Raw genomic sequence first — 24,976 nt, forward strand, 5'->3', positions numbered from 1 at the left:
TGTTCGATAAGGCGTTGATCAGGCTTTGATCGGTCCCCTAAGGGGATAGATCAGTGCTCGATCGGGGTGTCGTCGCGATTGCCCCAGTCCTTCCAAGAACCGGGATAGGCACGAATCTTGGTAAAGCCCAGGGCTCTGCCGGCAAGCCAGGTCAGGCCGCTGCGGTGATGGCTCTGGCAGTGGGTCACAATGTCCATGTCGGGCGTCAGGCCCAGGGCCTCGAGCTCGGTGACAAGCTCCGCATAGTCGCGGATGCGCAGCGCGTTGTCGCGATCCATGACATCCAGCCAGTCCAGGTTGACCGCGCCGGGAATATGGCCCAAGTGCTTGTTCTGGCCCTTTTCACCGTCATATTCGGCGCGGGAGCGGGCATCCCAGACGGCGAAATTCCTGTCGTTCAGACGCTCTTGGATTCCCTCGGCGTCGATGCTCACCTCGGGGTGGCGTATCTCGGCCTCATAATCGCTAAGCCGGGGCTCGTTGGGGGTGCTCTCGGTGTCCAGGCCCTCTTGGCGCCAGGCATGGATGCCGCCGTTGAGATAGGAATAGCGGCTGTGGCCGATCAGCTCCAGGGTCCACAGCAGGCGTCCGGCCCAGCCGCCGCCCTCATCGTCGTAGGCCACCACATGGGTGTCGCGATCAAGGCCCAGCGAGGAGAACAATGCCGATAGCTGCTCGACGCTCGGGGTGTCGTTGGGCACCTCACCGCTGCCTAGCAGCAGGTGTTGGAAATCGAGAAAGACCGCGCCGGGCACATGGCCTTCCAGGTAGCTCTCTGCCTTCGACGCAACATCGATGATCAATAAATCCGGGTGGCCAAGCCGCGCCTCGAGTTGCTCGGGTTCGACGATCAACGGCAGCAGGTTGTCTTCGGAGCTCATGGGTCACGCCTCATGGTGAATTAGGGAATGCCAGGATCATGTCACAGCCGCGGGGCCAGTTTCTAATGGCGCGACGGGCAAGCGGGCTCACCCAGTTCATTGCATCGGTCTGTTTCCTTGGTCAGTGGCGCTAGGTACTGAGGCTGGCAAGGATACGTCGGTAGCTGTCGAAGCGCGCCGCGTCTATATCGCCGCGCTCAACGGCGGCCAGCAGGGCACAACCGGGCTCCTGGCGGTGGCGGCAGTCACGAAAGCGGCAGTGGCCGAGATGGTCGCGAAACTCGATGAACCCTTGGGTGACCTCGTCCTCGCTCAGGTGACCCAGGCCAAATTCGCGAATGCCCGGCGAGTCGATCAATTCGCCGCCGTCATCCGCGACAGGTGAGGGCAGCCGATATAGGCGGGCGGTGGTCGTGGTATGGGTGCCCTTGCGGGAATCCTCGGACAGGGCGCCGATACGCAAGGCTTCATCGGGCAGCAGACGGTCAATGAGCGAGGACTTGCCGACCCCGCTCTGGCCGACGAATACCGAGGTTCGCTCGGTCAAACGGGCGTGTAGGGCATCCAGCCCGTCCTGGCGCTGGGTGGTTGCCTCGACCACCGGATAGCCCAGTGCTTCATAGCGGTCAAGCAGTGCCTTGAGCTCGCCGCCGTCGTCGGGCAGCAGGTCGATCTTGTTGAGTACCAACACCGGGGTTATGCCGGTGGCCTCGGCGGCGACCAGGTAGCGGTCGATCAGGTTGGCATGTGGCGCGGGCTCGACGGCAAAGACGATCAGGATCTGGTCGATATTGGCCGCCACTGGCTTGAGCAAGCCGCGGGCATCCGGGCGTTCGAGGACGTTTTCCCGCTCGCGCCGGGCGACCACCACGCCACTGCCTTCCTCTCCCAGGCGCCAGATCACCCGGTCGCCGGTGACCAGGCTTTCCAAGTTGGCGCGCAGGTGGCAGCGGGTGTGAGTGCCGTCTTCGCTAGCAGCGACATCGAGGCTGCGACCGAAGTGGGCGATTACCCGGCCTTCGCGCTCGGGGCCGTATTCGCCGGCGCCTAGGGCGGCGTCGTCATCGACGTCGTGGCGACTGGCACGCTTGGTGCGCTCGGCCTGGATCTTCTCGATGCGCCAGCGCTGCTGGCGGGTTAACTTGCGTTTGCTCATGCGGGCCCATGGGTCTGTACAATGGCCTTCATTGTACCCACCCAGGAGACACCCCACCATGGCCGATGAGCAAGGCGCGCCGCGTAATGACCTCTTGATCTGGATCGATCTGGAAATGACCGGTCTGGACCCTAATCGTGAGCGCATCATCGAGATCGCCACCCTGATCACCGACAGCGAACTGAACCTGATCGCCGAGGGCCCGGCTTTGGCCGTTCATCAGCCGGATGCCTTGCTGAACGGCATGGATGACTGGAACCAGAAGACCCATGGCGCCTCGGGGCTGATCGAGCGCGTCAAGCAGAGCCCGGTCGATACCGCCGCCGCCGAGCGCCAGACGCTTGAATTCCTGGCCGCCCACGTGGTGCCGGGCAGTTCGCCGATGTGTGGCAACAGCGTGCATCAGGACCGGCGTTTTCTGGAGCGCGAGATGCCCGAGCTGCTGGCCTTCTTCCACTATCGCAATATCGATCCCTCGACCCTGAAGGAACTGGCCAAGCGCTGGAATCCGGGCGCGCTTGCCGGTTTCGAGAAGAAGGGGACTCATCAGGCGCTGGATGACATTCGTGAATCCGTCGCCGAGCTCGCCCACTATCGCCGGACCTTCTTGCAGCCGCCGAACCTGGTGCGGGACGAAGAAGAGTAACCGGATATCCGGCAAGCATTCAGCGCCGCCCTAGGGCGGCGCTTTTGGATTCCTGTGGCGAGTGCAGGTGGTTTCGTGCGGAGCCTAGATAATGCGTTGAGCGCGCTTGTCACGCTGGCGCTCTAGCGCCCAGCGCACATGCTCACGCACCAGGTCCGAGGGGTAGGCCAGCCGCGCCTTGAGTGCGGCTTCCACGGTCTCGCTCCAGGGCGCGTTGCCGAGCCCCACGGCCAGGTTGCGCAGCCAGCGCTCGTAGCCGATGCGGCGAATCGCGCTGCCGGTGGTCTTGTCCAGAAACTCTTCCTCGCTCCAGGCGAACAGCCGCGTCAGTTCGATGCGGTCGAGGTCATGGCGGGGGGCGAAGTCCTCTTCCTGACTGATCCGGGTGAAGCGGGTGAACGGGCATACCAGCTGGCAGTCGTCGCAGCCGTAGACCCGGTTGCCCATCGCCTCCCGGTATTGCTCGGGAATCGCGCCGTGCAGCTCGATGGTCAGGTAGGAAATGCAGCGCCGGGAGTCGACGACCTTGTCCTCGACGATGGCGCCGGTGGGGCAAGCGGTGCGACAGGATGAGCACTTGCCGCAATGTTCGCTCTCGAAGGGCTCGTCGGCCGGCAGCGGCAGGTCGGTATAGAGCTCGCCAAGGAAGAACAGCGAGCCCGCCTTGGGGTTGAGCAGCATGGCATTCTTGCCGAACCAGCCGAGCCCGGCCTTCCGCGCCAGGGCGCGCTCCATCACTGGAGCCGAATCGACGAAAGCGCGGTAACCGAAGGTTCCCACTTCGGCCTCGATGCGCTTGGCAAGGGTCGCCAGGCGCTTTCTGATCAACTTGTGATAGTCCCGACCCAGCGCATAACGCGATACATAGGCAGTGTCCGGCTGGCCCAGCACCTTGGTGGTCTCGACCTCTGGGGGCAGGTAGTCCATACGGGCGCTGATCACCCGCAGCGTGCCGGGCACCAGCTCTGCCGGGCGGGTGCGCTTGGTGCCGTGCTTCTCCATGAAGCCCATCTCGCCGTGATAGCCCGCTGCCAGCCAGCGCTCCAGATAGCGCTCGTGGTTCGAGAGATCCGTATCGGTGATGCCGAGCTCCTGAAAGCCCAGTTCACGGCCCCAGACCTTGATCTTGGCGGCGAGTGCAGCCAAATCGGTATCGGATAGCGCCTGTGGGGCTGATGGCGCTTGCGGGGAGGCAGTGGTCGACATGAGAGCCTTTGTCACGGCTGAATGAAGGGCTGAACTAGGGCGAATAACGAGGCCAGCACCTGCGCTGATCGAGCGCCGGGCCCGCGATGAATCTGGCGGCTCGAAGGGCGGCGTAAGCACCTATGGGGCGACAGGCGCCCACACCCTACACTAGTCTCTGTGAGTCGTCATCGAGGAGCCAAGCATGCAGACCGATGCAGGACGCCCGCTTTATCGGGCCGCTCAGGTAAGAGAGTTGGACAAGCGCACCATCGCGGCGGGCATCGAAGGGTTTGCGCTGATGCAGCGCGCTGCCATGGCGGCCTATCGCGGTATGCGACAGCGCTGGCCGGCGGCCAGGCATTTGAGCGTGCTGTGTGGCGCTGGCAACAATGCCGGCGACGGCTATGTCATCGCCGCGCTGGCGGCTCTCGATGGACTCCAGGTGCAACTCTATAGCCTGCGCGATCCGGCGTCGCTCGAGGGGGATGCCGGCCGGGCGGTGACGATGGCCCGCCAGGCCGGCGTTAGCTTCAGCGCCTGGCAGCCCCAGGCCGCACTCGACGGCGACCTGATCGTCGATGCGCTGCTGGGTACCGGGCTTGCCGGCGAGGTGCGCGAGCCCTTCGTCTCGGCCATCGCGGCGATCAATGCAAGCAAGCGACCGGTGCTGTCGGTGGATATTCCCTCCGGGCTCTCGGCAGACACCGGTGCGGTGCTGGGCTCTGCTGTGCGGGCCAGTCTGACCATCACTTTTATTGCCGACAAGCTGGGGTTACAGACCGGTGCCGGCCTGGCCTGCTGCGGTGAGCTGCAATTCGAGTCGCTGGGCATCGCGTCACTTGATCATGGCGATATCGAGCCGGCGGCCTGGCGGCTGGGTGTCGAGGCAGCCCTGCCGCCTCGTGCCCCGGATAGCCATAAGGGCGATTTTGGCCATGTGCTGGTGATCGGCGGGGCGCCGGGCTTCGGCGGGGCTGCGCTGCTGGCCAGTCAAACCGCGGCGCGGCTGGGAGCCGGCAAGGTGAGCCTGGCCACGGCCCCTGAGCACGTCACGGCGAGTCTTGCGCGCTGCCCGGAGGTCATGGTGCATGGCATTCACAGCGCCAACGATCTGGGCGAGCTTCTGAATGCTGCCACGGTATTGGTTGTGGGCCCAGGGCTTGGCGTGGGCGCCTGGGGGCAGGCCATGCTGCGGGTGGCGCTGGATGCTGGCAAGCCGATGGTGCTGGATGCCGATGCCTTGACCCTGCTGGTCAGCCGTTGGCCCATGCTGAGGCGAGAGGACTGGATGTTGACACCGCACCCCGGCGAGGCGGCGAGGCTACTTGAAAGCAGCGGGGCAGAGGTCCAGGCCGACCGCCCCGCGGCGGCACGGGCCCTGGTCGATCGCTATGGCGGCGTGGTGGTGCTCAAGGGCTCCGGCAGTCTGGTCGACGATGGCAACGGCTTGGCGGTGTGTCCCTTCGGCAACCCCGGCATGGCCAGTGGCGGTATGGGAGATGCGCTATCCGGCATGCTGGGGGCCTTGGTCGCCCAGGGGCTCACTCTGCCTGCGGCTGCGCAACTTGGCGTGGTGGTGCACGCCCGCGCCGCCGACCAGGCCGCGGCGGCCGGCGGGGAGCGTGGTTTGCTGGCCGGTGATCTGGCATCCTATGCGCGACGATTGATCAATGGCAGGACAGACGATGCACGTGATACTTCCGGATGAACAGACGCAGGTCGCCTTCGGCGAGGCCCTGGGGTTGGCTCTCAAGGGCCGTGGGCAGGTGCATCTGGAAGGTGAGCTGGGTGCCGGCAAGACGACTTTGACGCGTGGCGTACTGCGTGCATACGGCCATCAGGGAGCCGTCAAGAGCCCGACTTATACCCTTGTCGAACCCTATGAGCTCGGCGACGTCCATATACAGCACTTCGACCTTTACCGGCTGGGCGATCCCGAAGAGCTCGAATTCATGGGTGCCCGAGATCTCTTGGGCGATGATCAGTTGAGCCTGATCGAGTGGCCGAGTCGCGGCGCGGGCTGGCTGCCGGCGCCTGATCTGCGCATCCGTCTCGAGGTGTTGCCCGCCGGTCGCAGCGCTTCGCTCGAGGCCGGCAGTGAGATAGGCCGAGCGGTGCTTGAGCGACTCGCTGATTGGGCCACTAATAAGGATGTTTCGACGACACCATGAATGTGATTGCTACCCTTTCAGGCGTCGGGCGGCGCTACCTGAAGCGCACGGCCAGTACCGCGAAGCGCATCACCAGTAGTGCGCTGCTCCTGGCTGTGGTCTGGTGCGTCCAGACGGGCTCGGCCTTGGCCGCCGACGTCGACAACATGCGTCTCTGGGCGGCACCCGATCATGCCCGGCTGGTGTTCGATCTGTCCTCGCCGGTCGATGCGAACGTTTTCACCTTGGAAAACCCCGACCGCCTGGTGATCGATCTTGCTGACAGCAAGCTCCAGACCGACAGCGCGTCGCTGAACCTTGACGGCAGTGCCATCACGTCGGTGCGCACGGGGGTTCGTGGCGGTAACGACCTGCGCGTGGTGCTGGACCTCGAGCGTCGCGTCGAGCCGCGCCATTTTTCCCTGAGCCCCAACGACCAGTATGGCAACCGCCTGGTGGTGGATCTCGAGTACCCGGGCGAGAGCGCCGTCAAGGACCCGATCGAGGACATGATTCGCGCTCAGGAGCAGGGCGCCCAGCAGCCTGAGGCGACGGCTCAGGCCAAGGCCACGCCGCATCCCAAGCGCGACATCATCATCGCGGTGGATGCCGGTCACGGCGGGGAAGATCCGGGCGCGATCGGCAGTCGTGGCACACGCGAGAAGGATGTCGTGCTGGATATCGCCCGTTCCCTGAAGCGCATTATCGATGCAACGCCAGGGTTCCGTGCGGTGATGATCCGCGACGGCGACTATTATGTCGGCCTCAGAGAGCGGACGCGTATCGCCCGCGAACAGAAGGCCGACTTCTTCGTCTCGATTCACGCCGATGCCTTCTCGAGTGCCAGGCCCAATGGCAGCTCGGTGTTTGCGTTGTCCCAGCGTGGCGCGACGTCCGAGACCGCCAAATGGCTCGCCAACAGCGAGAACCGTGCCGACTTGATCGGCGGGGTCGACGGCAACCTGTCGCTGCGCGACAAGGACGAAGTCCTGCGTGGCGTGCTGCTCGACCTGACCATGACGGCGACGCTCAATGACTCCCTGTCCATCGGGGGCCAGGTGCTCGATCGCCTCAAACAGGTCAATCCTCTGCATAAGCCCCGGGTCGAGCAGGCGGGTTTCGTGGTGCTGAAGTCGCCGGATATCCCGTCGCTATTGGTCGAAACGGGCTTCATCTCGAACCCTCAGGAAGAGCGCCGATTGAGTGACGCTTCGCACCAACGCAAGCTGGCGCAGGCCGTCTTCTCCGGGATCGAGGCGCACTTCACCCGTAACCCGCCACCGGGCAGCCTGCTGGCCTGGCAACGCGACCAGGGGCGGGGGCAGGCCAGTAACGAGTACCGCATCCAGCCCGGCGATACCCTCTCGGAAATCGCCGCCCGCCATCAGGTGCCGGTTGCCATGCTCAAGCAGGTCAACCAGATCGACGGCGATAATATCCGGGTGGGCCAGGTGCTGCGCATTCCGCGTTCATGAGGCGCCAGGTGGCGGTGCAAGGCGACCCTTTCCAGATATTCCAGATACTGAAAGACATGTACTAAAAGACATGTACTGAATATGCGTACTGAAGAGAGGCTATGACAGACAGGCATGCCATCCAGGTGCTCGATCCGCGCCTGGCCAACCAGATTTCCGCCGGTGAGGTGGTCGAGCGCCCGGCTTCGGTGATCAAGGAGCTCGTCGAGAACGCCATCGATGCCGGCAGCCGTCGTATCGAACTGGAGCTAGAGGCGGGCGGCGCGCGGCTGATCAAGGTGCGCGACGATGGCTCGGGCATCGGCGAGGGTGACTTGCCGCTGGCGCTGGCACGCCATGCGACCAGCAAGATCACCTCGCTCGATGACCTGGAAGGGGTGGCGAGCCTGGGGTTTCGCGGCGAGGCGCTGGCGTCGATCAGCGCGGTGTCGCGGCTGGAGCTGACCTCGAACGTCACCGACGATCCGCGCGAGGGCTGGCGGGTCGTGGCCGAGGGGCGGCGCATGGAGCCTCGGGTTACGCCGGCGCCGCATCCTCGCGGTACCTCGGTCATCGTCCGCGACCTGTTCTTCAACACCCCGGCGCGGCGCAAGTTCCTGCGCACCGAAAAGACCGAGTTCGGGCACGTGGAAGAAAGTTTCCGCCGCCTGGCCCTGTCGCGCTTCGACATTGGCTGGACGCTGCGGCATAACCAGAAGACCCTGCATCAGCTTCGCCCCGGCGATGACGGGGCGTCACGGGAGCGTCGCATCGGCGCGCTGCTTGGCAACAAGTTCCTGGAAAACGCCCTGCATCTGGATATTGAGGCCAGCGGCCTGCGGCTGTGGGGCTGGGTGGGGCTGCCAACGCATTCCCGCGCCCAGGCCGATCAGCAGTATTTTTTCGTCAATGGCCGAGTGGTGCGCGATCGCCTGGTGGCCCACGCGGTTCGTCAGGCTTATCGCGACGTGCTCTTCCACGGTCGCCACCCGGTGTTCGTGCTCTATCTGGAGCTCGACCCCTCGGTGGTCGATGTCAATGTGCACCCCACCAAGCACGAGGTGCGCTTCCGCGATGGCCGGCTGGTGCATGATTTCCTGTTCTCGAGCCTGCACCGGGCGCTGGGTGAAGTGCGCCCCAACAGCGATGCCGCCGGTGCCGATGAAGCGGCGACAGAGACAGGCGCTGCGTCGGCAGTGGGCACTGAGAACGGCGCCCTGGGAGCCCCTCAGGCGGGCCCAGGGGAAGGCGCGGCGAGCGGGCCTGGTGATGCCGGCCGTTGGCAGCAGCAGCCCATGGCGCTGCGCCCATCAAGCGACGAGCGCCACCCCGGCGCCAACAAGGTGCGCGAGTTCATGGCGGGCTACCACGCCCTGCACCCGGATCACGAAGAGAGCCTCTTGACCCCGCAGACCACGCCGCCGGGCGGCGTGGCCGCCGGTACGGCACTCGCCGAGCGAGAAGAGGCCAAGGCCTCGCGAGCGCCGGCACCGCCGATGCCCGACGACGATGCCACCCAGGCGCCGCCCATGGGCTATGCCGTGGCTCAACTTCACGGCGTTTATATTCTCTCTCAGACCGAGCGGGGCATGGTGGTCGTGGACATGCATGCGGCCCATGAGCGCATCACCTATGAGCGCATGAAGACGCAGGTGCACGGCGATGCCATCGAGGCGCAGCCGCTGCTGGTGCCGGTCTCGCTGGCGGCGAGTCCCGCCGAGGTGGCCACCGCGGAATCGGAGCGTGAGGCCTTTGCGCGGCTGGGCGTGGAACTGGACGTTGCTGGCCCCGAGACGCTGCTGGTGCGCCAGGTGCCGACCCTGCTCGCCGATGCCGATGTCGAGCCGCTGATTCGCGACATGCTGGGCGATCTCGAGCGCTACGGCCGTTCGGATCGCCTCGAGGCCCATATCAACGAGCTGCTCTCGACCATGGCCTGCCATGGCAGCGTGCGCGCCAACCGGCGGCTGTCGATCGCCGAAATGAACGCCCTGCTGCGAGACATGGAGCGCACCGAGCGCAGCGGTCAGTGCAATCACGGTCGCCCGACCTGGTTCGAAATGTCGATGCACGAGCTCGACAAGCGTTTCCTGCGGGGGCAATGATGAGCGCCATGACACCGGCCGGCGAGGTGGACAACCGCCCGCTGGCGATTCTGCTGATGGGCCCCACCGCCGCCGGCAAGACCGATCTCGCCATCGAGTTGCACGAGCGCCTGGGCTGCGAGCTGATCAGCGTCGATTCGGCGATGGTCTATCGTGGCATGGATATCGGCACCGCCAAGCCCTGCGCCGAGGAACTCGCTCGCGCGCCGCATCGGTTGATCGATATTCGTGACCCGGCCGATCCCTATTCGGCGGAGGATTTTCGCCAGGATGCCCTGCGCGAAATGGCCGCCATCAGCGCGGCCGGCAGTATCCCGCTGCTGGTCGGCGGCACCATGATGTATTACAAGCATCTAACCGAGGGGGTGGCCAACCTGCCGAGCAGCGACCCCGAGGTGCGCGCCGGCATCGAGGCACTGGCCGCCGAGGGTGGGCTTGCCGCCGTGCATGCGGCGCTCGCCGAGGTGGACCCGGCATCGGCGCAGCGCATCCATGTCAACGATCCCCAGCGGCTGATGCGGGCGCTGGAGGTGCAGCGCATCAGCGGTCGTGCGATGACGGAGCTCTGGGATGAGCAGCGTCGTGAAACCTTTCCCTACCGTACGTTGTCAATCGCCGTGGCGCCCGGCGATCGTGCCGTGCTCCATGCCCGCATCGCCGAGCGTTTCGATGCCATGCTGGCGGGCGATTTTCTCAACGAGGTTGCTGCCCTGCGCGAGCGGGGCGACCTGCACCCGGGGCTGCCGTCGATGAAAAGCGTCGGCTACCGGCAGGCCTGGGAGCATCTGGACGGTTGCTACGGCTGGGACGCGTTTCGCGAGCGAGGTGTGATTGCCACCCGTCAGTTGGCCAAGCGTCAGCTGACTTGGCTGCGCCGCTGGCCCGACCTGCATTGGGTCGATAGCCAGGGCGCCGACCCGCTCGAAGAGGTTCTGAATCTCGTGCGCCAGTGCAGGACATAGCGTAAGATAGACGGTTGGATTGGTTCGCACTTTTCGAACCGCACACTATCCGTGCCGAGGAACGGCAAACGCCGTGCCGAAGCCGATAAAAATGACATCAGTTAAGAGACAGATTAGGGAGAGCAAAATGTCCAAGGGGCAATCCCTCCAAGACCCGTACCTGAATATTCTGCGCAAGGAGCGCATTCCGGTATCGATCTTTTTGGTCAACGGTATCAAGCTGCAGGGACAGATCGAGTCCTTCGATCAGTTTGTGATCCTGCTGCGCAATACCGTTAGCCAGATGGTATACAAGCACGCAATCTCGACGGTCGTGCCGTCGCGCAACGTGCGCCTGCCCGCCCAAGATACTGCGGTGGCCCAGGAAAGCTGATCACGAGGTATTGATTGTTTTTCGAACGTCCCGACGCCGGAGAGACGGCGATCCTCGTCCATGTAGACTTCCAGGACGAGAAGGAGCGCGAAGACCCGGGAGAATTTCTCGAGCTTGTGCGCTCCGCTGGCGCCGAGCCGGCTACCCTGATGCAGGGCAGCCGGAGTCGGCCTGATTCCCGCACCTTCATCGGTAGTGGCAAGCTCGAGGAGCTCAAGGAGCTACGCGAGATTCACCACGCCGAACTGGTGATCTTCAACCATGCTTTGAGCCCTTCCCAGCAGCGCAATGTCGAGCAGGCATTGAAGTGCCGGGTGCTCGATCGTACTGGGCTGATTCTCGATATCTTCGCCCAGCGCGCGCGCACTCATGAAGGCAAGCTGCAGGTCGAGCTGGCCCAGCTCGAGTACATGTCCACGCGCCTGGTGCGCGGCTGGACCCACCTCGAGCGCCAGAAGGGCGGTATCGGTCTGCGCGGGCCGGGTGAAACCCAGCTCGAGACCGACCGTCGCCTGCTGCGCGGGCGTATCAAGTCGATCCATAAACGGCTCGACAAGGTGCGCTCCCAGCGCGAGCAGAATCGCCGCGCGCGCGCCAGGGCAGAGATCCCCAGCGTTTCCCTGGTGGGCTACACCAACGCCGGTAAGTCCACGCTGTTCAATAGCGTGACCGAGTCCAGCGTCTATGCGGCCGACCAGCTCTTCGCCACGCTCGACCCGACCCTGCGCCGGCTCGAGATCGACGATGTGGGGCCGGTGGTGCTCGCCGATACCGTTGGCTTCATCCGCCACCTGCCGCACAAGCTGGTCGAAGCCTTTCGTGCCACCCTGCAGGAGGCCGCCGAGGCCAGCCTGCTGGTGCATGTGATCGATGCCGCCGACCCGGACCGTGAACTCAACGTGTCCCAGGTCGAAGAAGTGCTCGAGGAAATCGGTGCCGACGAGGTGCCGTGCCTGAAGGTGATGAACAAGATCGACCTGTTCGACAGCGCACCCCGCATCGAGCGCGACGGCGAGGGGCGTCCGATATCGGTCTGGGTCTCGGCGCAGAAGGGCCTGGGGCTCGATCTGTTGCAGCAGGCGCTTTCCGAGTGTCTCGCCGAGGACGTGCTGGATACCTCTCTGGCGCTCTCGCCAGAACAAGGCAAGCTGCGTGCCGGCCTGCATGAGCTGGGTGCCGTGCGCGAGGAGCATTTCGATGAGCAGGGGCGCTCGCTGCTCGATATCCGCCTCCCCAGGCGCGAATTCATGCAGCTGATGGCCCGCCTCGGCGAGAAAGCCGATGCCTATCTGCCTCCCGAAGAGCAGGAAAAGCCGGTCTGGGAGCCTTGAGGGTTTTCTGATACCCGCCATTGAGGGCAAGATGGCGGTTTGACGCTGCCGGCAGGATGGCCGGGGCACCGAACAGGACATGACGATCCCATCGCATGTCGGGTCGAGGCGTGAACGCCTCGACCCTCGACGCAGTCAACGCAGAGTGGAGAATACGTATGGCTTGGAATGAGCCTGGTGGCGGCAAGCAGCATGACCCCTGGAGTGGGGGCGGCCGACGCGGCGGTAATGGCGGCGGCAATAATGGTGGTGGGGGCAACAATCAGGGGCCTCCCGACCTCGATGAAGCCCTGAAGAAATTCCAGGACAAGATCAATAGCCTGCTCGGCGGCCGCGGCAAGCGCAGCGGTGGCGGCGGTGGCAAGCCAGGTGGCGGTCGTCGTAACACCTTCGCTCTGCCTGGGCTTCTGATCGTGATCGCGTTGGCCGTATGGGCAGCCTCCGGGTTCTATCTGGTCGACCAGTCCGAGCGTGGCGTGGTGCTGCGTTTCGGCAAGTTCCAGGAGATCGTCACTCCCGGTCTGCACTGGAATCCGCCGCTGGTGGATGACGTGCGCATGGTCAACGTGACCCGCGTGCGTTCACTGACTCAGACCCAGTCGATGCTGACCGAGGACGAGAACATCGTCTCTGTCGAGATCTCGGCCCAGTATCAAGTCGCCAATCCGCGCGACTTCGTGCTCAATGTCCGCAACCCCGAGGTGAGCCTCGAGAATGCGTTGGATTCCGCTCTGCGCCATGTGGTTGGCGGCACCGAGATGATCGATATCCTGACCTCCGGTCGTGAGATTCTCGGCAGTGCGGTAAGCAGCCGTCTGCAGTCCTACCTGGACAGCTATGGCACCGGTCTGCTCTTGCAGACCATCAACATCGAATCGACTGCGCCGCCCGATGCTGTGCAGGACGCCTTCGATGACGTTATCCGTGCTCGCGAGGACCGCCAGCGCACCATCAACGAAGCCATGGCGTATGCCAATGCGATCATTCCCGCCGCTCAGGGTCAGGCGCAGCGCCTGATCGAACAGGGCCAGGGGTATCGCGAATCGGTCGTAGCCGAGGCGCAAGGTAAGGCCAACCGCTTCAACTCGCTGCTGACCCAGTACGAGGGTGCGCCGGGCGTGATGCGTGAGCGTCTCTACCTGGATACCATGAGCGAGGTCTTGGGCCGTACCGACAAGGTGCTGGTCGATGCCGAATCGAGCCCGATGATGTACTTGCCGCTGGATAAACTGCGCTCGAACCAGTCGGGGCAGAACGGCCAGAACAATCAGGATGCCAATGCTCAGGAAGTCGACCCTCAGCTGCTGGATCGCCTGCGCAGCCAGGGCCAGCAGTCCAATCGCAGTTCAAGTTCCAGCAATAGCACCAGCGGTATCCAGAGGGAGGGCCGGTAATGATCAATAATCGCTCCCTGCTGATCGTCGGCGGTCTCGCTGCCGTCGCCTGGTTGGCCAGTAATAGCCTGTACATCGTCGATGAAACCGAACGTGCCGTGAAGCTGCGCTTTGGTGAGGTCGTCGAGGAGAATATTCAGCCTGGCCTGCACGTGAAGGTGCCGATCACCCAAACGGTGCGGACCTTCGATACCCGTGTGCTGACGCTGGATACCGACGCCAGCCGCTATCTGACACTCGAGCAGAAAGCGGTCATCGTCGACTCCTACGTGAAGTGGCAGGTGGTCAACCCGACCCGCTACTACGAGGCCACTGCCGGTGACGAGATGATGGCCGTGCGCCTGATTCAGCCTCGCGTCGACGAGAGCCTACGTAACGAGTTCGGTCGCTTGAACCTGCAGCAGATTATCTCCGAGCGTCGCGATGACCTGATGACCACGCCGACCGAGGAGCTCGACAAGCTGATGCGCGAAGAGCTGGGTGTGGCGATTCGCGACATTCGCGTCAAGCGTATCGACCTGCCGGAAGACGTCTCGTCGGCGGTCTATTCGCGCATGCGCTCCGAGCGTGAGCGTCAGGCGCGGGAATGGCGCGCACAGGGTCAGGAAGAGGCCGAGCGTATTCGCGCCAATGCCGACCGTCGTCGCCAGGTGCTCTTGGCGCAGGCCCAGTCGCGCTCTGAAACCCTGCGCGGTGAGGGTGATGCCGAGGCCGCTGCGATCTACTCGGATGCCTATCAGCAGGACGAGGAGTTCTACTCCTTCTGGCGCAGCCTCGATGCCTATCGCCAGAGCTTCAGCGGCGGTGGAAACATGATGGTGCTCGACCCGTCGAGCGATTTCTTCCGCTATCTGAAGAGCCCGTCACCGCAAGGCGGGGAATGATAGCGCTGGCGTGAAGCCACGCTAGCGTGATCCTGCATGCACAGTGCAGTGAGCGGGGCGATCTGTGCCCCGCTCAGGGTTCATCACACAGGCAAACGTGGTAGAATCCCTATACCGGGCGTTGCCCGGTTTTTTTGTGGGCGTTTCCACGGGGCATGCGACGCCGCTTGCCTGGATCATGCGATCCAAGAGGCGCGGAAGTCGTGGCCTGCATAAGGCTTCGTGATCCCGGTCGACGCCCGGATAGGCCATTCAACCTTGGCAGGACAGAACATGACCATCGCTGACCGCTGGTTGCTCCCCGACGGCATGGATGAAGTGTTGCCGCCCCAGGCGGCGCGCATGGAAGAGCTGCGTCGGGCGTTGCTCGACCTCTACCATCGCTGGGGGTATGACCAGGTGATGCCGCCCCCCCTCGAGTTTCTGGACTCGTTGCTGACCGGCACCGGTACCGACCTCGACCTGCAGACTTTCAAGCTGACCGACCAGCTCACCGGACGCATGATGGGCGCCAGTGCCGACGTCACGCCTCAGGTGGCGCGCATGGACGCCCACTCGTTGAAGCGCCAGGGCCCCGTGCGACTTTGCTATTGCACCAACGTGCTGCGGGCCAAGTCCGACCAGCACCAGGGAAGCCGCAGCCCGGTGCAGGTAGGCGTCGAACTGTTCGGCCATGCCGGCCTCGAGGCGGACCTGGAAATCCTTCGCCTGGCGCTGGGTAGCGTCAAGGCGGCCGGCGCCGCTGAAGTCCACCTGGCGCTTGGCCATATCGGCCTCTATCGCAGCCTGGTGCAGGCCGCCGAACTCGGGCATGCCGAGGAGCGCGCTATCTTCGCGGCCCTGGAGCTCAAGTCGCCGGGTGAGCTTGCCGCCTGCGTCGAATCAAGCGTCAAGGACCCGGCCCTGGCCGAGATGTTCCTGGCGCTGGTCGAGCTGCACGGCGGTCGCGAAGTGCTCGATGAGGCGCGCAGCGCTTTCGCCGAGGCGCCGGCGTCAGTCGGCGCTGCCCTCGACCAACTGGCGGCGCTGTGCGAAGGCGTGGCGGCGGCCGACCCGCAGCTCGATATCTACATCGACCTTGCCGAGCTGCGCGGCTATGAATACCACACCGGCATGATGTTCGCCGCCTATGTGCCGGGCTACGGCCAGGCGTTGGCCAAGGGCGGCCGCTATGACGATACGGGGCGGGCCTTTGGGCGTGCGCGTCCGGCCACCGGTTTCTCGATGGACCTCAAGCTACTGGCGACCCTGGATGAGCAGCAGCCTCCCTGCGACGGTATCTGGGCGCCGGCCGACGATGCGCCGGGCCTAGCCCAGGCGGTGCAAGGCTTGCGCGAAGCCGGCGAGCGTGTCGTGCAGGCCCTGCCAGGTCAGCGTACCGGGCCGGCCGAGCACCGCTGCGATCGCCAACTGGTGCGCATGGGCGATGACTGGCAGGTGTCTCACCTGGCTTGAGGCCGGCGATGAGGCTTCGATTGACGGATTCTTTGATCAAGAGACGAGAGCAATGGGCAAGAACGTAGTCGTACTGGGCACCCAGTGGGGTGACGAAGGCAAGGGCAAGGTCGTCGACCTGCTGACCGAATCGGCCGCTGCGGTGGTGCGCTTCCAAGGCGGTCACAATGCCGGCCATACGCTGGTCATCGACGGTGAAAAAACCGTCCTGCACCTGATTCCGTCGGGTATTCTGCGGGACGACAAGACCTGTGTGATCGGCAACGGCGTCGTGCTGTCGCCGGAGGCGCTGATCAAGGAAATCCGCGAACTGGAAGCCAAGGGCGTTCCGGTGCGCGAGCGCCTGCGTCTGTCGCCGGCCTGCCCGCTGATCCTGTCCTATCACGTACGCTTGGATCAGGCTCGCGAGAAGGCGCGCGGCGTGGCCAAGATCGGCACCACCGGTCGCGGTATCGGCCCGGCCTATGAAGACAAGGTCGCACGTCGCGGTCTGCGTCTGGGCGATCTGCAGCACCGTGAGCGCTTCGCGTCAAAGCTCGGCGAGGTGCTGGACTATCACAACTTCGTGCTGACCAAGTATCACGGTGAAGAGCCGGTCAATTTCCAGGAAGTCCTCGACGAGGCCATGCAGATGGGCGAAGACCTGCGCCCGATGGTCTGCGACACCGTTGGCTTGGTCCACGACTTCCGCAAGGCCGGCGAGAACATTCTCTTCGAGGGTGCTCAGGGCTCGCTGCTGGATATCGACCACGGCACCTATCCATTCGTGACCAGCTCCAACACCACGGCTGGCGGCACCGCCACCGGCTCCGGCGTTGGCCCGCTGTATCTCGATTACGTGCTGGGTATCACCAAGGCCTACACCACGCGTGTCGGTTCCGGTCCGTTCCCCACCGAGCTCTTCGATGATCACGGTCGCCACCTGGCCGAGAAAGGTCACGAATTCGGCGCGACCACCGGCCGCGCGCGCCGCTGCGGCTGGTTCGATGCCGTTGCGCTGCGCCATGCGGTGCAGATCAACTCGGTGTCTGGCCTCTGCCTGACCAAGCTCGACGTGCTCGATGGCCTGGAGAACATCCGCGTCTGCATCGGCTATCGCAGCAAAGATGGCGACGTGCTGGACACGCCGGTGGACTCCGAAGGCTATGAAGCCATCGAGCCGCTCTACCACGATCTGCCGGGCTGGAGCGAGTCGACCCTGGGCATCAAGCGTGTCGAGGATCTGCCGGACAATGCCCGTGGCTATATCCGCTTCCTGGAAGAGCAGGTGGGCACGCCTATCGATATCATCTCTACCGGACCGGATCGTAACGAGACCATCGTTCTGCGTAACCCGTTCGACGCCTGATCGATTGCGCTTGACCAAGCGCTGATCGAGCGATGACACCCTCGCCGGGCTTCCTGGCGGGGGTGTTTGCGTTTCATGTCTGGGCACTTGGGATAGGTGTGGCTGTGAGGGCGGTCAAACGGGGCGGGTGAGAAAGCCTTCCTGTGCAGGGCAGGGCGGATTCGCCACAAATGATAATAATTGTCATTATTGATGCCATCGGTGCCGATCGTGCTGCGATCCGCCGATAAGCCTGCGAAGACGGATGGGGAGGCTTCACATCGGGATTATACAGGACTAAAATGGTCCTCAATCCGAGGTTACCTCGCCAGGCAGACCGCCACCGCGCTTTTGCGCACAAGGAGTGCCGCCATGCTGAAACTGTCCCGTTTGACCGATTACGCCGCCGTGGTCATGGCGCAGATCGCTCGTCATCCGGAGCAGCCGCATGCCGCAGCGGAGTTGGCCGAGGCGGTTCAACTGCCGCACCCGACGGTGAGCAAGACCCTGAAGATGCTGGTTCGCGCCGGGCTTTTGCTGTCTCAGCGCGGCTCCCAGGGCGGCTATCGCCTGGCGCGGCCCGCGTCCCAGATTAGCGCCATCGATATCATCACCGCGATCGAAGGCCCGGTAGCGATGACCGAGTGCAGCCAGGACGACGGCGACTGCGAGTTGGCCGCGACCTGCGGGGTGTCCGACAACTGGCAGCGGGTGTCACTCGCCGTACGCACCCTGCTCGACAGCGTGACCCTGGCGCATCTGGCCGAAACCACGCCGATCAAGTTACCGGTCAGGCTTCCCATTCAATCCGTGACCCTGGCCAGCGAGGCCGGTCGCTAACGTAAAACGCCCGGATCCCTCGATTCCAATTGCCCGGGAGGAGACAGACCATGGCAAGTGAAGAAATGGAGCAGCTTGTCCGTCGCGAATATACCCAAGGGTTCGTGACTGACATCGAAAGCGACACGATGCCGCCTGGCCTCGATGAGAACACCATCGCCTTCATCTCGAAGAAGAAAGGCGAGCCGGATTGGATGCTCGAGTGGCGCCTCAAGGCCTACCATCAGTGGCTGAAGATGACGACGCCTTCCTGGGCGCATCTGGATTATCCGCCTATCGACTATCAGGCGATCTCCTACTACAGCGCACCTAAGAAGGACGAAGATCGCCCGCAGAGCCTGGATGAGGTCGATCCCAAACTGCTCGAAACCTACGAGAAGTTGGGCATTCCGCTGCACGAGCGGGCCGCACTGGCCGGCGTCGCCGTGGATGCGGTCTTCGACTCGGTATCCGTGACCACCACCTTCAAAGACAAGCTGGCCGAAGCCGGCGTGATCTTCTGCTCGATCTCCGAGGCGATTCGCGATTACCCGGAACTGATCAAGCAGTATCTGGGCAGCGTCGTGCCGGCCGCCGATAACTACTTCGCGGCGCTCAACTCGGCCGTCTTCACCGATGGCTCCTTCGTCTTCGTGCCGGAAGGCGTGACCTGCCCGATGGAGCTTTCCACCTATTTTCGCATCAACGCCGCCAACACCGGCCAGTTCGAGCGCACCCTGATCGTCTGCGAGAAGCAGGCCCAGGTCTCCTATCTCGAGGGCTGCACCGCGCCTCAGCGTGACGAGAACCAGCTGCACGCTGCGGTAGTCGAGCTGGTGGCGCTGGAAGACGCCTACATCAAGTACTCTACGGTGCAGAACTGGTACCCGGGCGACGAAGATGGCAAGGGCGGTATCTACAACTTCGTGACCAAGCGCGGTGATTGCCGCGGTGACCGCTCGCGGATCAGCTGGACCCAGGTCGAGACCGGCTCGGCGATCACCTGGAAGTACCCGTCCTGCGTGCTGCGCGGCCGCGACAGCATCGGTGAGTTCTATTCGGTCGCCGTAACCAACGGCCGCCAGCAGGCCGATACCGGTACCAAGATGATTCACATCGGCGAGGGCACCCGCTCTAGCATCATTTCCAAGGGGATTTCCGCCGGGCGCAGTAACCAGTCCTATCGTGGCTTGGTCAAGATCGGCCCGCGGGCCAAGGGCGCGCGCAACTTCACCCAGTGCGATTCGCTGCTGATCGGCGATCAGTGTGGCGCTCACACCTTCCCCTATCAGGAAATTGGCAATAGCTCCGCCACCGTCGAGCACGAGGCGACCACCTCGAAGATCGGCGAGGATCAGCTGTTCTACTGCCAGAGCCGGGGTATCTCCGAGGAAGACGCGGTCAGCATGATCGTCAACGGTTTCTGCAAGGACGTCTTCCAGGAGCTGCCGATGGAGTTCGCCGTCGAAGCCGAAGCGCTGCTCAACGTGACATTGGAAGGTGCCGTCGGCTAAGTGCCGCACGCCTAGTGATACGTCATCCGTCATCGAATTTTACAGGCCGCGTGGCGGCCCGAACCGAATCAAGGTGTCAACATGCTCGAAGTCAAGGACCTGCACGTCACGGTGGAAGGCAAGGAAATCCTCAAGGGTCTGTCGCTGACCATCAACCCCGGTGAGGTGCATGCCATCATGGGCCCCAACGGGGCCGGCAAGTCGACCCTATCGGCGGTCATCGCCGGTAAGGACGGCTATGAGGTCACCAGCGGCACGATCACCTTCGAAGGCAAGGACGTGCTGGAGATGGATATCGAGGAGCGTGCCTGTGCCGGCCTGCTGCTCGGCTTCCAGTATCCGGTCGAGATCCCCGGGGTGAAGAACATCTACCTGCTCAAGGCGGCGCTTAACGCACAGCGTGCGGCTCGCGGCGAAGATGAGATGCCAGCACCGGAATTCATGAAGTTGGTGCGGGAAAAGATCAAGTTCATGAAGATGGACTCGAGCTTCCTGCAGCGCGCCGTCAACGAAGGTTTCTCCGGTGGCGAGAAGAAGCGCAACGAGATCCTGCAGATGCTGCTACTCCAGCCCAAGCTCGCCATGCTCGACGAGATCGACTCCGGGCTGGATATCGACGCCATGAAGGTGGTCGCCGACGGCGTCAACTCACTGCGTGATGCTAATCGCGCCATCCTGATGGTCACCCACTACCAGCGCTTGCTCGATCATATCGTGCCGGACGTGGTGCATGTGCTGGTCGACGGTCGCATCGTCAAGACCGGCGGCAAGGACTTGGCCCTGGAACTCGAATCTCGCGGCTACGAATGGGTCCTGGAGGAATCCGCGGCATGAGCGACGAACAGACTTTTCTCGATGCACTGAGCGCACGCGGCACACGCCGTGGCGCCGAGCCGACCTGGATCGCTGCCCGCCGTCAGGCTGGCGCGGCGCGCTTCGAAGCGCTGGGCTTCCCGACCCGGCGCGACGAGGCCTTCAAGTACACCGACGTGCGTGCCATCGCCCGGGGCGACTTCACCCTGGCCCAGGATGCGCAGGATCTGACGCCACTGTCGCCCGCGACCGCGGCGGCCCTGACGCTGCCCCTGGAAGCGCTGCGTTTGACCTTCGTCGATGGCATCTTCGCGCCCGAATTGTCTGACCTGGCGGCCTTGCCGTCCGGCGTCAGCGTCGAGCCGCTGTCTCAGGCCCTGGCCGATAACCACGAGGCCGTGGGTGGCGCCCTGGGTCGCCTGGCCGGCGTCGATTTCTCGCCGTTCACGGCGCTCAATACGTCTTTCGCCGAAGAGGGCGCAGTGATTCGCCTGGCGCCGGGTACGGTGGTCGAGGCGCCGATCCTGGTGCAGTTCCTGTCCCGGGCCAATGCCACGCCGCTGATGAGCCATCCTCGGGTGCTGATCGAGGCCGGTGCACGCAGTCAGGCCACCGTGATCGAGCATCAGGTGGGCGAGGAAGAGGCTGCCAACTTCTCCAACCTGGTGTCCGAGGTGATGCTGGAGCGCGGCGCTATCCTGACGCACTATAAGCTGCAGGAAGCATCGCTCAAGGACCTGCATGTCTCGAGCCTGCATATCGACCAGGGTCGCGACAGTCGCTTCACCTCCTTCAACCTGAACCTGGGCGGTTCGCTGGTGCGCAACGACATCGTCGCCGAGCTCAACGCCCAGGGCGCCGAGGCCAACTACTACGGTCTGTTCTTCGCTCAGGGTCGCCAGCACGTCGATAACCACACCCTGGTCAATCACAACGCGCCCCACACTTTCTCCAACGAGAATTACAAGGGCATCCTCGGCGACCGGGCTCATGGTGTCTTCAATGGCAAGGTGATCGTGCGCCGCGAAAGCCAGAAGATCGAGGCGCACCAGAGCAACGCCAACCTGCTGCTCTCCGACCGTGCCGAGATCGACACCAAGCCGGAACTCGAGATCTACGCCGACGACGTCAAGTGCTCCCATGGCGCCACCACCGGCCAGCTGGACGAAGAGGCCATCTTCGCCCTGCGGGCTCGCGGTATCGACGAAGAGACGGCCCGCGGCTTGCTGACGCTGGCCTTCGCCGGCGAGGTGATGGAGCAGGTGTCGCTGGACGCCGTGGCCGAGCGCGTCGAGCGCACGGTGGCAGGCAAGCTGCCGGAGCGGTTCAATCTGGCCGGGCTGGTCGAGGTTGCCGCCGCCCTGGACGAGGAGTAAGTCATGACCGACTTCAGTGACCTGATGCTGGACGTGGCCAAGGTACGCAGCGACTTCCCGATCCTTGACCGAGAGGTTCACGGCAAGCCGTTGGTGTATCTCGACAACGCCGCCACCTGCCAGACGCCTCGGCAGGTGATTGAGGTCTTCGACGACTACTACCGGCGCTACAACGCCAATATTCATCGCGGGCTGCATACCCTGTCCGACGAGGCGACGTCTGCCTTCGAGCGGTCCCGTGACAAGGTGCGGGCCTTCATCAATGCCCGCGAGATCCGCGAGATCATCTTTACCCGGGGCACCACCGAGGCCATCAACCTGGTGGCCAATACCTGGGGGCGGGCCAATCTCAAGGCCGGCGATGAGGTGTTGGTCTCGCAGCTTGAGCACCACTCCAACATCGTGCCCTGGCAGCTGCTGGCCAAGGAAATCGGCTTCACCATCAAGGTGATCCCGGTCGATGAGCGCGGCGTGCTCGATCAGGCCGCCTATCGCGACCTCTTCACCGAGCGGACGCGTCTGGTGGCGGTGAACCACGTGTCCAATGCCTTCGGCACCGTTAACCCGGTGTCCGAGATGGCAAGCGTGGCGCACTCCCACGGCGCCCTCATCCTGGTCGACGGCGCCCAGGCGGCGCCCCATGAGCAGGTGGATGTGGTGGCCATGGATGCCGACTTCTATGCCTTTTCCGGCCACAAGGTCTACGGGCCAACGGGCGTGGGGGTGCTCTATGGCAAAGCTGCATTGCTAGAAGCCATGCCGCCCTGGCAGGGCGGTGGCGAGATGATCAAGACCGTGTCCTTCGAGGCCGGCAGCACCTTCGCCGATATCCCTCACAAGTTCGAGGCTGGGACCCCGGCGATTGCCGAGGTGATCGCGCTGGGCTCGGCGCTCGATTGGGTATCCGGCATCGGCCTGCCGCTGATCCGTGCCTGGGAGCATCGTCTCACCGAGCATGCCACCAAGGAGCTCTCGCGCATCGATGGCCTGCGGATTCTGGGGACCGCGCCGGGCAAGGCAGCCGTCATGTCCTTCGTGGTCGAGGGCGCCCACAGTCAGGACATCGGCCTGCTGATCGATCAGCTCGGCGTGGCGATTCGTACCGGCCACCACTGTGCCCAGCCGTTGCTCGCACACTTCGGTGTCGATGCCACCTGCCGCGCCTCATTTGCTGCCTACAACACCCCCGAGGAGATCGACATCTTCGTCGAGTCTCTGGAGCGGGTGATCGGCATGGTGCGCTAACTGACCCCGGAGGAGTGAAATGTCGGCCATGGAACAAGTGGATGCGCTCTATAAGGGACAGGAAATGCCCCTGCAGCGGGATGTGGAGGTCATCTCCATTCCCTTCGGCAAGACCGTGACACTGACCGAGGACAGCATCGTCTCGGTGATGCAGGCCAAGGGCAGTACCGTCAGCGTGGCCTTCGAGGGCCGCCTGTTTCTGATCGAGGGCGCCAACCTGGATGCCCTGGGTCTCGAATCGTTGCCGCGCCCGACGCTGCCCGAAGATGCCAGTGAAGAGGAAATCGAGCAGTTCGTCTGGGATCAGCTGCGCACCTGCTTCGACCCGGAAATCCCGGTCGATATCGTCGAACTGGGGCTGGTCTATGGCTGTCGCATCGAGCGGTTGCTCTCCGGCGAACGCCTCGTCACCATTCGCATGACTCTCACCGCGCCGGGCTGCGGCATGGGCGACGTGATCGCCGCCGACGCCCGCAACAAGATCCTCGGCGCCCCGCAGATCAGCAAGGTCCATGTCGACATCGTCTTCGACCCGCCCTGGAGCCGTGAGATGATGAGCGAGGAAGCCCGGCTCGAGCTGGGCATGTTCTGAGGCCTCACTGACGGCTCGGGTGGCATAGACAGCAAAGGGTAAGTTTGCATGTACCGGAAATGGGGGGTGGGCCTCAGGGCCCTCCTGATGACGCTGGGCGCCTTGGTGATAGGCCTGATCATCGCTGGGGTGGCAGCCAATCTGTGGATGGTCGAGCGCACGCGTGGCCGTATCGACCATCAGCTGTCGCAGTGTGCCAAAGCGCCGGTCGGCATCGTCTTCGGCACCTCGCTGTGGAGCCGGCAGGGCGGACGCAACCCCTATTTCGCCGCGCGGATCGAAGCCGCCGCCAAGCTGATGCGCGACCGGCGCGTCGATCACCTGCTGCTGTCCGGTGACAACCGCACTCGCTACTACAACGAGCCGGTAAGCATGTGGCGGGAGCTTCGTGAGCAGCGTGTGCGCGATGTCGACATGACGCTGGATTACGCGGGCTTCAGCACCTTCGATACCCTAGTGCGCGCTCAGGCGGTCTTCGACGTCGAACGCGCGCTGTTGATCAGTCAGGCCTGGCACCTTCCCAGGGCCATGTTCATCGCCGATGCGCTGGGGCTCAAGGTCGAAGGCTGTGCGGTGCAGAGCGAAGAGGCCGACGGTATCTGGCGGCTGCGAGCCCGTGAGTGGTTGGCGCGACTGGCTACGCTCGGTGATCTGTATCTTTGGGGGCGGGAAGCCTACTTCCTGGGGCCGGAAGAGCCGCTGGTGATTGCCGAGCCGCCACGGGTATCGGCTCAGGCGGTGGCGGCATCGCTTGAGCTGCAGGCGCGAGAGAAGCGGCCGGAAGAGCAAGAAGGGCAGAGAGGCACGCCAGGGGACGTCGACGCTGAGGTGACATCCCCCGAGGAAGAGACTGGCGGCGGAGAGGGGGCTAGCGGTTCTCTTTCTGCAGCTGATACAGCTCGCGAATCAGCTTACGACAGCCCTTCCAGCAGCGCTCCATGACTGGCTCGATCGACTCGGGCAACGGATGCGTGTGCAGGGTGGCTAGGGCCTGCATCAGCACACGCTCCTGTTCGAGAAGCTCACCGATCAGCACCTGACTGTCGTTGCCGACGAAGCTCTTCAGCCGGCTCCATAGCCACATGTAGTCGTCGCGTTCGACATCGGCGTCCCTGGGCAGCAGCTTGAGGTGACGCTTGGCCAAGGTCTGCAGCTTTTGCATGTCCTTGCTGCGCGCCTCGTAGTGCGGCTTCAGTACTTCGCGCAGCGACGGGCGCAGGCGTTCGATATTGTCCTGAAAGTAGTCGAGGCTATCGGCCAGCGCTTCGAGCAAGCTGTCCATCGCCACTTGGCGATTATCGAGAAACATGA

At 63.9% G+C, this 24,976-nt stretch carries 23 protein-coding genes; 19 read left to right on the forward strand and 4 right to left on the reverse strand.

What is annotated here, in order from left to right; all coding sequences use genetic code 11:
• Positions 1-50: 50 nt before the first annotated feature.
• The gene (locus tag BLR71_RS01545) at positions 51-881 is read right to left on the reverse strand and encodes a sulfurtransferase (RefSeq protein ID WP_092522392.1); all 831 of its coding nucleotides are present in this window, start codon (positions 879-881) and stop codon (positions 51-53) included.
• A 130-nt stretch (positions 882-1,011) separates the two neighbouring features.
• Complete coding sequence (rsgA, locus tag BLR71_RS01550; RefSeq protein WP_092522394.1) at positions 1,012-2,037, reverse strand: small ribosomal subunit biogenesis GTPase RsgA; 1,026 nt, start codon at positions 2,035-2,037, stop codon at positions 1,012-1,014.
• Positions 2,038-2,095: 58 nt separating this feature from the next.
• Here rsgA and orn point away from each other — a divergent pair, with 58 nt between their 5' ends.
• Positions 2,096-2,683 carry an oligoribonuclease gene (gene orn / locus BLR71_RS01555; RefSeq protein ID WP_092522396.1) on the forward strand — a complete coding sequence of 196 codons (588 nt, stop codon included), beginning with the start codon at positions 2,096-2,098 and terminating at the stop codon, positions 2,681-2,683.
• 84 nt (positions 2,684-2,767) lie between these two features.
• On the opposite strand, the gene queG is transcribed toward orn, so the two are convergent.
• Positions 2,768-3,889, reverse strand: coding sequence for a tRNA epoxyqueuosine(34) reductase QueG (gene queG, locus BLR71_RS01560; protein ID WP_092522398.1), 1,122 nt, complete (start codon positions 3,887-3,889; stop codon positions 2,768-2,770).
• A gap of 184 nt (positions 3,890-4,073) precedes the next feature.
• On the opposite strand from queG, the gene BLR71_RS01565 reads away from it, so the two are divergent.
• From BLR71_RS01565 to BLR71_RS01650, 18 genes are all read left to right on the forward strand, one after another.
• Entirely contained in the window at positions 4,074-5,579 is a 1,506-nt protein-coding gene (locus tag BLR71_RS01565; RefSeq protein WP_092522400.1) for an NAD(P)H-hydrate dehydratase, read from the forward strand.
• Positions 5,557-6,042 carry a tRNA (adenosine(37)-N6)-threonylcarbamoyltransferase complex ATPase subunit type 1 TsaE gene (tsaE, locus tag BLR71_RS01570; RefSeq protein ID WP_092522402.1) on the forward strand — a complete coding sequence of 162 codons (486 nt, stop codon included), beginning with the start codon at positions 5,557-5,559 and terminating at the stop codon, positions 6,040-6,042. The genes BLR71_RS01565 and tsaE overlap by 23 nt, the downstream gene beginning before the upstream one ends.
• The gene (locus tag BLR71_RS01575; RefSeq protein ID WP_092522404.1) at positions 6,039-7,496 is read left to right on the forward strand and encodes an N-acetylmuramoyl-L-alanine amidase; all 1,458 of its coding nucleotides are present in this window, start codon (positions 6,039-6,041) and stop codon (positions 7,494-7,496) included. The genes tsaE and BLR71_RS01575 overlap by 4 nt, the downstream gene beginning before the upstream one ends.
• Before the next feature lie 101 nt (positions 7,497-7,597).
• The gene (gene mutL, locus BLR71_RS01580; RefSeq protein ID WP_092522406.1) at positions 7,598-9,580 is read left to right on the forward strand and encodes a DNA mismatch repair endonuclease MutL; all 1,983 of its coding nucleotides are present in this window, start codon (positions 7,598-7,600) and stop codon (positions 9,578-9,580) included.
• On the forward strand, positions 9,580-10,542 hold the full coding sequence (gene miaA / locus BLR71_RS01585; RefSeq protein ID WP_245696305.1) for a tRNA (adenosine(37)-N6)-dimethylallyltransferase MiaA: 963 nt from the start codon (positions 9,580-9,582) through the stop codon (positions 10,540-10,542). Before mutL ends, miaA begins: the two co-directional genes overlap by 1 nt.
• A gap of 127 nt (positions 10,543-10,669) precedes the next feature.
• Complete coding sequence (hfq, locus tag BLR71_RS01590; RefSeq protein ID WP_092522408.1) at positions 10,670-10,915, forward strand: RNA chaperone Hfq; 246 nt, start codon at positions 10,670-10,672, stop codon at positions 10,913-10,915.
• Positions 10,916-10,929: 14 nt separating this feature from the next.
• Complete coding sequence (gene hflX, locus BLR71_RS01595) at positions 10,930-12,246, forward strand: ribosome rescue GTPase HflX (RefSeq protein WP_092522410.1); 1,317 nt, start codon at positions 10,930-10,932, stop codon at positions 12,244-12,246.
• 158 nt (positions 12,247-12,404) lie between these two features.
• Entirely contained in the window at positions 12,405-13,640 is a 1,236-nt protein-coding gene (gene hflK / locus BLR71_RS01600) for an FtsH protease activity modulator HflK (RefSeq protein ID WP_092522412.1), read from the forward strand.
• Positions 13,640-14,524 (forward strand): protease modulator HflC, encoded by an 885-nt coding sequence (hflC, locus tag BLR71_RS01605; protein ID WP_092522414.1) that lies wholly within the window; start codon positions 13,640-13,642, stop codon positions 14,522-14,524. Before hflK ends, hflC begins: the two co-directional genes overlap by 1 nt.
• A gap of 273 nt (positions 14,525-14,797) precedes the next feature.
• Positions 14,798-15,979 carry an ATP phosphoribosyltransferase regulatory subunit gene (locus BLR71_RS01610; RefSeq protein WP_092522416.1) on the forward strand — a complete coding sequence of 394 codons (1,182 nt, stop codon included), beginning with the start codon at positions 14,798-14,800 and terminating at the stop codon, positions 15,977-15,979.
• 52 nt (positions 15,980-16,031) lie between these two features.
• The gene (locus BLR71_RS01615; RefSeq protein ID WP_092522418.1) at positions 16,032-17,327 is read left to right on the forward strand and encodes an adenylosuccinate synthase; all 1,296 of its coding nucleotides are present in this window, start codon (positions 16,032-16,034) and stop codon (positions 17,325-17,327) included.
• 351 nt (positions 17,328-17,678) lie between these two features.
• A complete protein-coding gene (locus tag BLR71_RS01620) occupies positions 17,679-18,146 on the forward strand; it encodes an SUF system Fe-S cluster assembly regulator (protein ID WP_092522420.1) in 468 nt (155 codons plus the stop codon).
• 50 nt (positions 18,147-18,196) lie between these two features.
• Positions 18,197-19,639: a Fe-S cluster assembly protein SufB gene (sufB, locus tag BLR71_RS01625; RefSeq protein WP_092522422.1), complete on the forward strand. Its 1,443-nt coding sequence runs from the start codon at positions 18,197-18,199 to the stop codon at positions 19,637-19,639.
• Positions 19,640-19,720: 81 nt separating this feature from the next.
• Positions 19,721-20,473, forward strand: a complete 753-nt coding sequence (gene sufC, locus BLR71_RS01630; protein WP_092522424.1) for a Fe-S cluster assembly ATPase SufC — start codon at positions 19,721-19,723, stop codon at positions 20,471-20,473.
• Positions 20,470-21,828 carry a Fe-S cluster assembly protein SufD gene (gene sufD, locus BLR71_RS01635; protein ID WP_092522426.1) on the forward strand — a complete coding sequence of 453 codons (1,359 nt, stop codon included), beginning with the start codon at positions 20,470-20,472 and terminating at the stop codon, positions 21,826-21,828. The genes sufC and sufD overlap by 4 nt, the downstream gene beginning before the upstream one ends.
• A gap of 3 nt (positions 21,829-21,831) precedes the next feature.
• Complete coding sequence (locus BLR71_RS01640) at positions 21,832-23,073, forward strand: cysteine desulfurase (RefSeq protein ID WP_092522428.1); 1,242 nt, start codon at positions 21,832-21,834, stop codon at positions 23,071-23,073.
• 28 nt (positions 23,074-23,101) lie between these two features.
• Positions 23,102-23,665, forward strand: a complete 564-nt coding sequence (sufT, locus tag BLR71_RS01645) for a putative Fe-S cluster assembly protein SufT (protein ID WP_092522809.1) — start codon at positions 23,102-23,104, stop codon at positions 23,663-23,665.
• Positions 23,666-23,713: 48 nt separating this feature from the next.
• Complete coding sequence (locus BLR71_RS01650; protein WP_245696306.1) at positions 23,714-24,607, forward strand: SanA/YdcF family protein; 894 nt, start codon at positions 23,714-23,716, stop codon at positions 24,605-24,607.
• Here BLR71_RS01650 and BLR71_RS01655 read toward each other — a convergent pair.
• Positions 24,534-24,974, reverse strand: coding sequence for a hypothetical protein (locus BLR71_RS01655; RefSeq protein WP_092522430.1), 441 nt, complete (start codon positions 24,972-24,974; stop codon positions 24,534-24,536). The two genes, BLR71_RS01650 and BLR71_RS01655, sit on opposite strands and share 74 nt — an antisense overlap.
• Positions 24,975-24,976 lie beyond the last annotated feature (2 nt).

Origin of the sequence: Onishia taeanensis, assembly GCF_900100755.1 — a bacterium.
GTDB classification, from domain to species: domain Bacteria; phylum Pseudomonadota; class Gammaproteobacteria; order Pseudomonadales; family Halomonadaceae; genus Onishia; species Onishia taeanensis.